We start from the raw sequence: 12834 nt of genomic DNA on the forward strand, positions 1-12834 counted from the left end.
CGGATCGTCCCGGGTCCGCGCCGACACACGGATGACCTCGCCCTCGTCCGTCACGCCCTCGACGACGAGGGCCGAAAGTCCTGAAAACACCACACCCACCGGCTCATTGACATCGCGCACACCATGCCAACGACGTTCGTCACCCTTCGTTACCACCGATTACGAGCCAGAGCCTCACATTCGGTGGTGACGTTGTGCCACTGTCGAGCTGCCGCAGCCTCGGAGTGCCCATCGTCGCCGTCGTAGCTGGTCGGCGTGCCCGTCGCCCGCCATACGGACTGGCGCACTTGGCCGTGGAAACCGTCCGAGGTCAACCGGAACCGGCTGCCCGGAATGTCCCTGCAGGTTTCCCTGGCCTGCTGATGTCACGGGCCGCCACCATCAGCACGAAGCGTCACCACCGGATGTGAGCCAGAGCCCGGTCAACGGTGTAACTCCCGATCAAGGAAGTAGCACCTGATGAGCGACGTGACTGTCTCCGCGGAGGCGGTTGAAGAGGTCCGGCCGGTCGAGCTGTCGGTGGACCTGCTGGACGACCAGTTGATCGGGCAGTTGGTCGACCGCGCCCGCGCTGGCGGCCTGCAGCTGACCGGCGAGGGCGGGCTTCTGCAGCAGCTGACGAAGCGTGTGCTGGAGGCCGCCCTGGAGGGCGAGATCACCGACCACCTCGGCTACGAGAAGCACGACCCGGCCGGCGCCGGCTCCGGCAACTCCCGAAACGGGGTCCGGTCCGGTGCAGACCGAGTCGGCCCGGTCGAGATCGACGTGCCACGCGACCGCGAGGGCAGCTTCGAGCCGCAGATCGTCAAGAAGCGCCAGCGGCGTCTGACCGGGGTGGACGAGATGGTCCTGTCCCTGTCCGCACGTGGACTGACACACGGTGACATCTCCGCGCATCTGGCCGAGGTCTATGGCGCGAGCGTGTCCAAGACGACCATCTCGACCATCACCGACAGTCATAGTGATACGCGGGTCCCCGGTGGTCGTGACCCAATCACTGACTGACGCCCTGCTGGGCTGTCCTTCCCTTGATCTGTCCGACCGCCGGGGCCCGGTTCCCAGGGCTCCGGCCGGGCGGAGCATGACCTCATAGGAGCCTGGCCAGAGGCCCCCTGACTGTCCTGTCTGCCCTTTCCGGCCGGAGCGACCTTCGGCAAGGAAGGCGTCACCAGCATGACAGGCACGCATCCGGCGGACACCACGGACCAGGAAGTGGTCGGCGGGGTGGACTCGCACGCGGACACCCTCCACGTCGCCGCGGTGACCGACCGGGGCGGACACCTAGACGACGCCGAGTTCCCCACGACCGCAGCCGGATACGCGGCCGCGATCGCGTTCCTGCAGGCCCATGGCCGCGTCGCCGCCGTCGGCGTGGAGGGCACGTCCTCCTACGGCTCTGGCTTCACAAGGGCTGCCCGGCAGGCCGGCCTGGCCGTGATCGAGGTCAACCGGCCCGACCGGGCCGAGCGCCGCAGGATCGGCAAGTCCGACCCGATCGACGCCTACGCCGCGGCCCGCGCCGTCGTCTCCGGACGGGCGACCAGCGCGCCGAAGGACGGCACGGTCACCGACGGGATACGGGCCCTGCAGACCGCCGCGCGCTCCGCCATCAAAGCCCGCACCGCGTCGCTCAACCAGATCGGGCACCTGCTGATCAGCGCGCCCGACACCATCCGCGCCAAGTACTCGGCCATGACTCGCGACAAGCGCACCGCCGCCCTCGCCCGCCTCCGGCCGGCCACCGACCCCGAGCACGCGCCCCTGCTGACGGCCCTGCGCACGCTGGCCCGGCGCGTCCAGGCCATGACCGAGGAGCACGCGGACCTGACCGCGGAGCTGGACAAGCTGGTCACCACCCTCAACCCCGGCCTGCGCGCCGCCTACGGCGTCGGACCGGACACCGCCGCCCAGCTGCTGATCACCGCCGGCGCGAATCCTGCCCGCCTGCGCACGGAGGCCTCCTTCGCCGCCCTGTGCGGCGCCGCCCCCGTACCCGCCTCCAGCGGGAAGACCAACCGGCACCGGCTCTCCCGCGGCGGTGACCGCGCAGCGAACGCGGCGCTCTACCGCATCGCGCTCGTGCGGATGGCCCGCTGCCAGCGCACCCGCGAGTTCGTGGCTCGGCAGACCGCTGCCGGGCGCTCGAAGAAGGAGATCATCCGGCTTCTCAAGCGCGCTATCGCCCGCGAGGTCTTCCGGCTGTTGACCACGCTGGTGGAGGTGCCCGAGATCGCGGACCTTCGACCCGCCCGGCAGGCGAAGAACATCACCGTCACCGCCGTGGCGAAGCACTTCGGGGTCTGGCCAGGCGTGATCTCCAACATCGAGCGCGGCATCCGCCGTGATGACGCCTTCGCCGACGCCTACCGCCAGTGGCTCATCACGGCTTGACCGACGATAGGAGCTTCAAGGTCATCGACGGGATGGCCGAATGGCAGTGCCGGCCGCTCGACGCGGGGCGGTTTCCAGCAATGGTTGCGAATCAGCAGGTCAATGGCTGTGTGAGGCAGTCTCTCATGGCTTCGGCAGGGGTCTTGTCGCCCAGTGTGAGGCGGGGGCGGCGGTTGAGCTGACGGGCTACTTCACGAAGGTCTGAGGCGGAATGGACGGACAGGTCGGTGCCCTTGGGGAAGTACTGCCGCAGCAGGCCGTTCGTGTTCTCGTTCGTTCCGCGCTGCCAGGGCGAGTGCGGGTCGCAGAAGTAGATCCGGAAGCCCGTCAGGGCCTCGATGTCCTCGTGCAGGGTCAGCTCGCGCCGCTGGTCCCAGGTGAGGGTCCTTCGTAGCTGAGATGGGATGTGGGCGGTCCGCGTGATGAGCGCGTCGCGGACCTGCGGGGCCTTCCAGCCGTCGGGTAGGTGAATGAGCTGGACGTAGCGGGTAGTGCGCTCGACCAGGGTGCCGATCGCCGAGCCCTGGCCGCGGCCGATGATGAGGTCGCCTTCCCAATGTCCGGGTATCTCACGGCTATTGACCTCGGCGGGCCGTTGGTGGATCAGCGTCATGTTCTTGATCTTGTTGAGGCTGGGGACGCCTCTTCGCTGTTTCCTGCGGCGGGTGCGGCCGGTGCGGAGCTTGCCGGGCTTGCGGCCGAGCAGGCCGGCGAAGAGTGCCCGGTAGATCGTCTCTGGGCAGGCCCTCATCGTCGGATCGTCGGGATGCGTGCGGGCAAGGAAGCGGGAGATCTGCTGGGGCGACCACTTGTCGGTGAGCTTCTCACGCACGACGGCCCGTAGCGGCTCGCTGGCACGGACCTTCTCCTCCTTGGGACGCTGCCTGCGCAGGAAGGCCTGGCTGTGGGCCCACCAGAGCTGGTAGCTGCCGTCGGGCTTGCTGTTGCGCTCGATCTCTCGGTAGACGCTCTGGAAGCTCTTCCCGATCGAGACGGCGATGTCCTTCACGCTCCGTTTCGCGTGCAGGATGGCGTCGTGGTGGCGTCGGACCTTGCGGGCGAGGTAGACGAAGGCGGGGATGCGGCAGCGCCTGGCCCAGGACAGCCAGCGGTCCAGCGCGGCGACGGCAGCGTGGACGCCCTCGGCACGGGCGATCCGGTAGATGGTGCGTAGTCCTTCCTTGAGCAGGTAAGCCCGGTGCAGGCGCGGGTCGTTGGCGGCGATCCAGGCGAGTTTCGCACTCAGCCGCTCGGTGAGGTCCTCGGGGTTCTTCCACAGCGCGTGGCGGGAGTGCTTCAGCCTGCGGGCCAGGTCCGGGTCCGCGGCCTGGCGGCGGGCCCGGTTCCAGCTTGCGCGACGCTCCTCGTCCAGCGCCTCGGTGGCCCAGGCGACCACGTGGAAGGGGTCCATGGCGCGCACGGCGTTCGGGGCCCGCTCGGCGACCACGTCCGCGATCCACTCCGCCCCGTCCGCGCTGATGTGCGTGAGCCGGTGGGCGCGCTCGGCGCCTAGGGCGTCGAAGAACGAGCGCAGGACGTCCTTGCCATGGCCGTCGGCCATCCACACCACGTGCCGGGTGTCGTGGTCGATGACCACGGTCATGTACTTCTGACCCTTGCGGTAGGAGATCTCGTCGACGCCGATCCGCCGCAGCCCGGCGAGCCGGTCGATTCCGGTGTCCGCATCACGCTGGTAGCGGGTCAGGATCGCGCCGACGGTGCGCCAGGCGACCCGCATCAACTGTGAGGTGGCCGACTTGGAGCACTCGGTGGCCAGCCAGGCGACCTGCTGGTCGAATTCGTACGTGTGTCCGGCGTCGTGCCGGGCCCAGGGCACCGCCGCGACCACCACCCCGTGCCGCTCGCACGATACACGCGGGGCATCGGCTTCCAGGAACAGCTGCAGCCCGGCGGCGTCCAGGTGCCGCCAGCGTCTGCGGCCGGCTCCGGCGTCGAACCGCGGACAGCGGCTGCGACAGATCCCGCACCGGCGACGCGCCTGGGACCTCGGACGCACCGCCACCACCATGACCTGCGCTTCCTCATCGAACCAGGCGTCCTCCGGCACCGCCTGCTCGCATCCGACCAACGACTTCAATACCGTGGTGAACCGCACGCCGCTTCTCCTGCGCGCTCGACCTCGGGCTTCGACACCTCAAGATCTGCACAGGGAGCGGCGTGTGCTGCGTCAGGCTCTCCGAAACGACCCACAGATGGAGCAGAAGAGCCTACTTTCGCCTGCCCGGGCGGCACGTCGGCGAAGTGGATGCCGCGCACCACTCCTCGGGCGGGCACCGAGAGGTTGGCGTGGGCGAGCCGCAGCGAGCGGCCCACGGCCTCGGCCATATGGTCGAAGCGGTACCACTCGGTGAACAGTCCGCGTCTAGGATCCGCAGTTTCGTGAGCACTGTCAGCGGATCACGAGCACTGTCCAGGCAAATCCGGGTGATCATGAGCAGCGGTGACGTTCAGTAGTTGTCAGTTCGGCTGGCGCGAGCCGCCTGTGCGCCTCGACCAAGCGGCATTCGCCGTACTGGTCCGGCAGCCACACTTCGACCGAGCTGGTGCCGCAGCCGGGCGCGCCCGGCCCGGACGCTTTCACCACCTGTCGGCCGCTGATCAGCCCGTGCCCCCGTGCTCACGCCGGTCCCGCTGATCCGTGAACACCTCCGTGCCGACTGCGCGTTCCGGGACGGCCGGGAGCGCCTGCTCGGGCACATGAGAGGTGGTATTCGGGCCCTGCGCCTGGTGGTGCGCTTCAGCGGCATCGGAGAGGAGTCGAGCGAGATCCTTGTGCCCGGCCTGCTCCGCATTGTCCAAGGGCGTCCCGCCCCAGCGGTCCACTGGCGCGGGTTCGACTCCCATGGAGAGCAAATAGGACACCACGGCGTGGTGGCCCTCCGAGGCAGCGAGGTGCAGCGCGGTCCGCCCGTCGTAGTCTGCGGCGCCCAGATCGACATTGCAGGTCGCGAGTCGGCGGATCTCGTTGAGATCGCCTTGGCTGGCGGCGAAGCACAAGCCCACGATGCCTTCGATGACGCTCTGGTTCCTCTGCAACCGTGGGTCGCGTTTCCGGGATTTGGACCCGCTGTCGAGAGATCCGGTGAGTGAGTCGAAGGCGTGCACGTTGAAGCAGTCGACCAGCCGCCGGCAGAACTCGATCCCTCTGACCGAGTTTCCTTGGGCATCGAGCCGCGGGGACCAGATGGCGATCCCCATCAGACGGGGGATCACAAGCATCAGTGCACCGGAAACTCCGCTCTTGGCAGGCAGGCCGATCGTGAAGGCGAATTCCCCCGAGAAGTCGTACATTCCGCAGGATGACATCAGGGAGAGGCAGTGGCGGACCGCTTGGGCCGAGAACACGCGGTCCTCGGTCAACGGGCAGACTCCGGCGTTGGCGAGTGAGGCCGAGGCGATGGCGAGCTGTGCCGCGGTGACCTCGATCGAGCAGCACTGGAAGTAGAGCTCCAGCGTGTCCACCAGGTCTGTTCCTGCTGGGAACGCGCCGCGCTCGCGCATCGAATAGCCGAGTGCGAAGTTACGGTCCGCGGTATTCCGTTCCGACAGGTAGACGGAGTTGTTGAAGCCGATACTGCCCCCGCCGGTGAGGCGTTTCCAGGTGTCGGCCACATAGTCGAAGCGGTCGGCGGCGTCGAGTCCGGGCTTGATCAGTGAGCAGCTCATGATGGCGCCGGCGTTGATCATCGGATTGTGCGGCAGCCCTGCCTTGTTGAAGGTGAGCTCATTGAATCCCTGCCCGCTGGGTTCCCTTCCGACGTGTCGGTGGACGACATCGGGGTCGTGTTCTTCCAGGTTGAGGCAGTAGTTGACGGTCTTGCAGACCGACTGGAGACAGAAGTCGACGTCTGCGTCACCGACGGAGAAACGCTGCCCGTCGACCGTGCAGACGGAGATCGCGAACTGGTCCGCGTCGACCCGGGCGAGCTGCGGAATGTAGTCGGCGACCGCGCCCCGCGTGTCGGTGATCACCTCGTGGTAGATCCGCTCGATGTCTGTCACCAGTGCCGGGAAGTCCGGTACCGCGAGTTCCCCGCGCGCGGCCTTCGTGATGATGCCACTGTTGCGCTGAGTGGCAGCCGCGAGCTCGTCCACTGTCATCACCAGGGGCTCGGCCGGCGGTGCCGCGGGACGAGCGCGGTTCAGATTGGCGATGGTGTCGGCGATCCGAGGGTCGTCGGGCAAGATCCCCGCGATGTACAGCACATCCAGTACCCGGTCGGGAGCGACCCGGCCGGCGGTGTCCCGCTCGAAGAAATCAAACAGTCTTTCCGGCGCGTTTTCGGGCCGCTGAGGAATTGCACTGTTCTGTGCGGCAGGAGTACCGAACTCAGGCGATCTCTTGGCCTTTGCGGCTGGCATGGAAATCCCTCCGATCACTGCGGGCCCGGCAGCCGTTCAAGCCTGACGACTCGACAGGACACAGCCTGGGCCGTGGGCAAGAGGATTTGGCGATGCGAGGTAGCAGGCAGTTTCCCACGCGGAACTCCGCGCATCGGCCGGCGCTCGGCGCCGTATTCCCGTCGCCCCGGCCCATCTCCCTATGGGCCGCCGGCCGGTGCTCAGCTGCGTGGCGCCACGTCGTGCACCTGCTCAGGACGCTATGCTAAAGGCAGGCCTGCGACCGCAAAGAGGATGTATTTCGCCAGATTCGAACAGGCCGCCCTTCTGCTCAGGGACCCTATCGTCGCCGGGCACATCAAGACAGCGTCAATATCCTGACGAGATGTGCAAGGAAAGCGTCAGGTGCACTTGTCGGCGGAGCTGCGAAGGAGTAGGGGAAGCGTCGGCAGGAACCGCTGCCGGACTTGATCGAATGAAGTCGGGGCCGTTCGCCTGACGGTTCCGACCGGTTCCGGTGGACCTGAAGCGTAAGGTAAGCGCCGAGCTGCTGCGGCTGGACCCTCCCCCCAGGGCCGTGCGGGAGCACATCCGGCTGAAAGTAGCCGTCGGCTGGATCTGGACTTCGGATGGCTCTGTATGGAGAAAGCCACCGGTTTCCAGATCATCGACCGCGCCACCAAACCCCTCACCCCAGGGATCTGACGATTAATAACTCCATGATCTGGTGGGTTGGTTGGGGCCTAGGATCTCGGTGTGATGGATGAGAGTGCGGCGGTGCTCGGGGAGGTGCTCGCCCGGCTGCTGCCGCAGCTGGATGAGCGGCAGCGGCGCCTGACATTGGGGGCGGCGGCTCGGGTGCTCGGCTACGGAGGCGTGCGCCGGGTCGCGCGCCTGGCAGGGGTGGCGGAGTCCACCGTGGCGCGCGGCGCCCGCGAGCTGGACGCGGACCAGGAGCCTGCCGACCGGGTCCGAAGGGCGGGCGGCGGGCGCAGGCCACTGCGTGAGAGCGGCCCGGGCCTGGTGGCGGCGCTGCTGGCGCTGGTCGAGCCGGATCAGCGTGGGGATCCGGAGTCGCCGTTGCGCTGGACGGTGAAGTCCACCCGGAACCTGGCGGCCGAGCTGACTCTGCGCCTGCCGAGAATGTCATCCGCGCAGCTCAAGGACTTGCTCGGCGGTTGCGGCAGGATGATCACTCGTGTTGCTTCGCCTGGCATACCTGACTGTCACTAATGTGCTCGCCGCCCTGAGGCTGCTGCCGTTGAGCGACCGTGAGAAAGATGTGGAGATCCTCGCCCTGCGTTGGTGGGCGGGGCGGTGGCCGAACAGATGCAGCCGGCCCCGTTGACCATCGCCGTCTGGGGTCGGTCGATCGGCACGGGGGTTGGCGGCACCGCGGGCGTATGCGGTACGGGCCGGACGCCCGCCGTCGCTGTCCGGGCCGGGGCGGTCGGCGTAGTCGTGCGGGCCTGTGCGAGGTGGCCGCAGTGGTGGCTTGGTGTGGGGGCGCCCGTGCCTCGCGGTGCGGGAAACGACAGCACCCGGGGCCGCCCTTGGGTGGCGGCGAGCACTTCGTGCTCGCCGTAGACCAGTCCTGGCGGCCAGGGCGTTCAGGTCAGGTGTCCGCCGCCGGCGGCGGGTCGCCGGCGGCCTGGCGGAGTTGTTCGTTGATGCGCAGGGCTTCTTCGAGTTGGTCTTCGAGGATGATGATGCGGCAGGCGGCGTCGATGGCGGTGCCCTGGTCGACGAGGTCGCGGGCGCGCATGGCGATGCGCAGCTGGTAGCGGGAGTAGCGGCGATGGCCGCCCTCGGAGCGCAGGGGGGTGATGAGGCCCTGGTCGCCCAGGGAGCGCAGGAAGCCGGGGGTGGTGCCGGTCATCTCGGCGGCGCGGCCCATGGTGTAGGCGGGGTAGTCGTCGTCGTCGAGGTTGTCGGGGGTGTGCGGTCGAATGGTTGCCGTGGTCACTGCACCTCTTCTTGTTGTCGGGGACGCATCGAGGGGCCCCGGCGCCGTTGCGGCTCCGGGGCCCCGAAGGGTTTTACACCATCTACCGGCCTGGGCCGGGTTCCTATGTCCGCAACTCCCCAAGGGGTGGGGTGTGCGGGGATCGCGTATGCGTGACCGGAAACCACCGTCCTCGTACTCAAAAGGGGGTCTGCGGTGTCCGCCCGGGTGAATGCCTCACGGGCCGGGCGATCCTGATGGCGCTGTGCCCCTCCGTTCATCCTCTGTACTGACCGGACATTGCGAACTGCTGGGAACTGCTTGTCCTGCTTGATTGAGCGGGTACTTCTCGGTACTGCCGAACTGCCAACTGCCTGGTACTGCCCGGCGGCCCTTGGGGGCCGCCCGGTCCGGCAGCCAGCCCCGTCGCCCGTCCTGCTCACCTGCTTGGCTTGGAACCCCGCTGCCGAACTCCCAGCACGCGCGCCTGCAGTCCTGGCGCCTTTGCTGAGATCCCACGTACTGCGACTGCCGGTACCGCTCGACTCAACTTCACTGCTGGTACTGCCACTGCACTTACCGCGGTACCGCTCGGTGGTGGCCCCTGATCACTGCGGGCCACCGGGCCCGGCTGCCGGTCCTGTCGCCGTCCTGCACCTGCTCTGGCTTCGGGACCCCGCAGCCGGGCCGACCTGCGAACTTCTGCACTGCCGCCCGCCAGTTCGTGTCTGGCGAGTACTGCTTGACTGCGTCTACGAGAGAAACACTAACCACGAGACCGAGCAATGTCTACTCCAGCCAGCACAGATTTTCCGGTGCTCGCAGGGAAGACAGTCTTCGCCCCGCACGGGGACGGGGCCGCGCCCCTCGCGCCCGCGACGATGAGCGGCACCACGAAGGGCAAACGGGTGAAAGAGCCACAGGGCTGACCGCCGGCGGGCGCACCCGTGCCCCATGCGCGGGCATCCCTGCCGGCCGCGATCAACGAAGCCGTCCGCGACCGCGACGATCGTGGCCTGCGCCGACTGCCGGCCCGCTTCGCCGAACAGGTCACCATCGCCGACCTGCACGCCCTGCGCCAAGCGCTCGCCCCCCACCACCGCAGCCGGCCGCCCGAGCGCCGGTAGCCGGCAGGGCAGCCACAGGGGGCGGCGCCTACAACGCGGCCAGGCAGTGGTGGGCGGTTGCACCCGGCAGGACGGGAGCTCCCCGGGGAGCAGCGCGACCTGCTGGCGGCTCTGGGCGTCGACAAGGACCGCGTCGGCGGCCGGGCGGGCCGCAGCCGCGGCGAAGTGGTCCACCGGGGTGGACCCGCCCACGCTTCACCGCCTCGCCGGCCCTTCCAGTGGCCCGCCGGTCGGCACCGACACCGCGGCTTCGGCGCCGACCCGAGCGGAGCCACTGGAGCCGGCGGCTACGCGGCGGCGGTGAGGTCGGCGCGGCCGAAGAGGAGCGCGTAGCCGCGGGGCAGGGAGCTGAGGAGGCGGTCGGCCAGCTGGTCGCCGGAGAGGTCGGCGAGGGCGGCCAGGACGGAGGAGGCGTGCCAGCGGGCGCTGGTGAGGCTGGTGTTCAGGGCGCGGGCGACGGTTTCGACGAAGGCCGGGGCGGCAACCGGTTCGGCCAGGGGGATCTGCGAGGCGAAGACGAGGCGGGCGGTTTCGGGCAGGGCCGCGGCGAGGTCGCAGCGTTCCTCGCCGGCGAGCTGGCTGCCGAGCACGGCGAGGACCGTGTGCAGGACGCGTTCGGCTTCCTGGTCGGTGTCGTAGCGGCCGCTGGCGCGGACCTGTTGGACGAGGTGGTGCCATGTCATGGTGGGTGGCTTTCGGAACGGGCCGCGCGGGTGCGGCGAGATGGCGTCAGGGCCGGTGGCCGGGTTGGGGGCGGCCGAAGAGCAGGTCGTAGCCGGGGGGAAGCTGGAGCAGGACACGCTCGGTGAGGTCGGCGCCGGCGGCGTCGGCCGCGGTGGACAGGACGGCTCCGATGTCCCACAGGGCCGTGGCTTCGGTGGCGCCCTCGATCCAGGCGGCGGTGGCGCGCACGAACCTTTCCGGGCTGAGCGGTTCGGCGGCCTCAAGGGGGTTGAGCAGGATCAGGGCCAGGGCCTCGGGCAGCCGGGCGGCCAGTTCGGCGCGCACGTCACCGACCAGGTGGGCGCCCAGCAGCGCCAGGACGACGCGCGCCGAGCGTTCGGCGTCCTGGGGTGTGTCGTATTCGCCGCGCTCCCGGACCCGGTCCAGGAACGCCTCCCATCGAAAAGTCACCGCGAGTCTCCCTTCGTCCCAGGCGGGCGCCGACGCGGTCGGTGGCCGGTCAGGGCTCCAGGCTCAGGTGGTGGTCGAGGCCGGTGAGTTTGAGCAACCGGGCAACGGGGGGCCCGACCCCCCGCAGTACCAGACGGCCACCGCGCCGGTCGGCCCGCTTGCGGGCCTCGACCAGGGGGCGCAGCCCCGCGCAGTCCATGAACGTCACCAGCGACAGGTCGAGTACGACCTGGGGGTGGGCCTCCTGTGCGGTGGCCAGCCGGTCGCACAGTGCCGGGGCGGTGTCAAGGTCGATGTCGCCGCGTGCCGTCACCACGGCGGGCGTGGGGCCTGGGTCGGCCATGGCGCTCTCGCTGTCTGCTCGGCCTGCGCGACGCCTGGCGTCTTCGGGCGCATCGGGGGTGTTCCGCGCCGCCCCCCGGGGGGCTGGGGCGGCGCGGAACGGCTGCGGGGGGGTGCGATCAGGCCTGGATCTGCTTGCGGTCGCCGCTCTGGCTGATGGTGATCTTGCGGGGCTTGGCCTTCTCCGCGACAGGGATCCGCAGGGTCAGCACACCAGCGTCGTAGTCGGCGCTGATCCCCTCCGGGTCGAGGGTGTCGGAGAGCATGATCTGGCGGGAGAAGACGCCCAGCGGACGCTCGGACAGCTCCAGCCGCACGCCCTCCGTCTCCGGGCGCGGGCGGCGCTCCGCCTTGACCGTCAGCATGTTCCGCTCGACGTCGATGTCGATCGCCTCCGGGTCCACGCCCGGCAGGTCGAAGCAGATCACGTAGTGGTCGCCGGCGCGGTAGGCGTCCAGCGGCATCGGGGCCGGACGCGACCAGGTGCCGTTCGCCCCCAGGAACTGCTGGGTGAGCCGGTCCAGCTCACGGAACGGGTCGGTGCGCATCAGCATGTGAAACACCTCCAGGTGGTCGGGCAGTGGGTGCCAAGTGCGCTTCACCTGAAACCGTTCTAACATGTCATCCACCCGATGACAACTTCCCAAGTCACCCGGAGAGTGACACTGATGCGAGACAAGCCCACCCGACCGGCATCCGGCACGCCGCCGACGCCCGGCACTCCGTCCACCGGACCCGCCTCCTTCCTCGCCGCGGCCGCCGCGCTGGCCGCCATAGACGACGCCGTCCGCACCGCCCAGACCCCGGGACAAGCCGACCGGCCGGGCCCCAGGCCGCAGGCCGGCCCCGAAAAGGCCCTGGCCGCACTCCTGCTGCTGCGCGAGGTGCGCACCGAACTCGCCGGGTGGGAGGCGGGCCTGGTGGAGACCGCCCGCGCCGCGGGCGCCACCTGGGCCGACCTCGCCCAGCCGATGGGCGTCGCCAGCCGCCAGGCCGCCGAGAACCGCTACCTGCGCCTGCGGCCCGCCGACAGCACGCCCCAGGCCACCTCGAGCGCGACCAGTGCCGAGCGGGTCAAGGCCGTCCGCGACCGCCGCGCCGCGCAGCGCACCGTCGCCGCCTGGGCCCGCGACAACGCCGCCGACCTGCGGGTCCTCGCCGCCCAAATCACCGCCCTCACCGACCTCACACCCCAGGCCGCCCCCGCCCAGACCGCCCTGCGCACCGCCCTCGCCGCCGACGACGCCGCCGACCTCATCACCCCGCTGGCCGGCATGCGCCGCCACCTCGGCGCCGGTCACCCCAACCTCGCCACCCGCCTCGACACCCTCACCCGGAACCTCGACCGGCTCCGCCATGACAGCAACCAACGACGCGCCTGAACCCAGCACCGCTGAGGAACGCTGGCAACGGATCGAAGACGAGCTCGAAAAAGTGACTCTCCTGTCGCTTCCGTGGGTCGCTGACCAGGGCTGATACGCAGAACACGCCGTAGCCCGGCTACGTTTCGACTTGCGACAGTACGAAACGGAA

10 protein-coding genes and 4 pseudogenes are annotated in these 12834 nt (G+C 69.4%); 5 read left to right on the forward strand and 9 right to left on the reverse strand.

Going from position 1 to position 12834, the window contains the following annotated elements:
- Positions 1–468: 468 nt before the first annotated feature.
- A pseudogene (locus ACZ38L_RS36210) lies at positions 469–954 on the forward strand (transposase); the annotation flags it as partial.
- A gap of 219 nt (positions 955–1173) precedes the next feature.
- A complete protein-coding gene (locus ACZ38L_RS36215; RefSeq protein ID WP_465701748.1) occupies positions 1174–2391 on the forward strand; it encodes an IS110 family RNA-guided transposase in 1218 nt (405 codons plus the stop codon).
- Positions 2392–2482: 91 nt separating this feature from the next.
- On the opposite strand, the gene ACZ38L_RS36220 is transcribed toward ACZ38L_RS36215, so the two are convergent.
- The 4 genes and pseudogenes from ACZ38L_RS36220 to glsA form a co-directional block, all read right to left on the reverse strand.
- A complete protein-coding gene (locus ACZ38L_RS36220; RefSeq protein ID WP_465701762.1) occupies positions 2483–3400 on the reverse strand; it encodes an IS30 family transposase in 918 nt (305 codons plus the stop codon).
- Between the two features lie 9 nt (positions 3401–3409).
- Positions 3410–4507 (reverse strand): annotated as a pseudogene (locus ACZ38L_RS36225) (ISL3 family transposase); the annotation flags it as partial.
- A 116-nt stretch (positions 4508–4623) separates the two neighbouring features.
- Positions 4624–4773, reverse strand: a pseudogene (locus ACZ38L_RS36230) (dTDP-4-dehydrorhamnose 3,5-epimerase family protein); the annotation flags it as partial.
- Positions 4774–5010: 237 nt separating this feature from the next.
- Positions 5011–6774 (reverse strand): glutaminase A, encoded by a 1764-nt coding sequence (glsA, locus tag ACZ38L_RS36235; protein WP_465701750.1) that lies wholly within the window; start codon positions 6772–6774, stop codon positions 5011–5013.
- Between the two features lie 738 nt (positions 6775–7512).
- On the opposite strand from glsA, the pseudogene ACZ38L_RS36240 reads away from it, so the two are divergent.
- A pseudogene (locus ACZ38L_RS36240) lies at positions 7513–7881 on the forward strand (ISAzo13-like element transposase-related protein); the annotation flags it as partial.
- 487 nt (positions 7882–8368) lie between these two features.
- Here the strand turns inward: ACZ38L_RS36240 and ACZ38L_RS36245 are convergent.
- Positions 8369–8650: a helix-turn-helix domain-containing protein gene (locus ACZ38L_RS36245; RefSeq protein ID WP_465701764.1), complete on the reverse strand. Its 282-nt coding sequence runs from the start codon at positions 8648–8650 to the stop codon at positions 8369–8371.
- 995 nt (positions 8651–9645) lie between these two features.
- On the opposite strand from ACZ38L_RS36245, the gene ACZ38L_RS36250 reads away from it, so the two are divergent.
- Positions 9646–9825, forward strand: coding sequence for a hypothetical protein (locus tag ACZ38L_RS36250; RefSeq protein ID WP_465701752.1), 180 nt, complete (start codon positions 9646–9648; stop codon positions 9823–9825).
- Between the two features lie 287 nt (positions 9826–10112).
- On the opposite strand, the gene ACZ38L_RS36255 is transcribed toward ACZ38L_RS36250, so the two are convergent.
- From ACZ38L_RS36255 to ACZ38L_RS36270, 4 genes are all read right to left on the reverse strand, one after another.
- Positions 10113–10508, reverse strand: coding sequence for a DUF2267 domain-containing protein (locus ACZ38L_RS36255; RefSeq protein ID WP_465701754.1), 396 nt, complete (start codon positions 10506–10508; stop codon positions 10113–10115).
- A 46-nt stretch (positions 10509–10554) separates the two neighbouring features.
- A complete protein-coding gene (locus tag ACZ38L_RS36260) occupies positions 10555–10959 on the reverse strand; it encodes a DUF2267 domain-containing protein (protein ID WP_465701756.1) in 405 nt (134 codons plus the stop codon).
- A gap of 49 nt (positions 10960–11008) precedes the next feature.
- On the reverse strand, positions 11009–11302 hold the full coding sequence (locus ACZ38L_RS36265) for an STAS domain-containing protein (protein ID WP_465701758.1): 294 nt from the start codon (positions 11300–11302) through the stop codon (positions 11009–11011).
- Positions 11303–11420: 118 nt separating this feature from the next.
- Positions 11421–11855 (reverse strand): Hsp20/alpha crystallin family protein, encoded by a 435-nt coding sequence (locus tag ACZ38L_RS36270; protein ID WP_465701766.1) that lies wholly within the window; start codon positions 11853–11855, stop codon positions 11421–11423.
- Between the two features lie 114 nt (positions 11856–11969).
- On the opposite strand from ACZ38L_RS36270, the gene ACZ38L_RS36275 reads away from it, so the two are divergent.
- On the forward strand, positions 11970–12683 hold the full coding sequence (locus tag ACZ38L_RS36275; protein ID WP_465701760.1) for a hypothetical protein: 714 nt from the start codon (positions 11970–11972) through the stop codon (positions 12681–12683).
- Positions 12684–12834 lie beyond the last annotated feature (151 nt).

The sequence above is a fragment of the Kitasatospora sp. NPDC024654 genome, assembly GCF_055559155.1.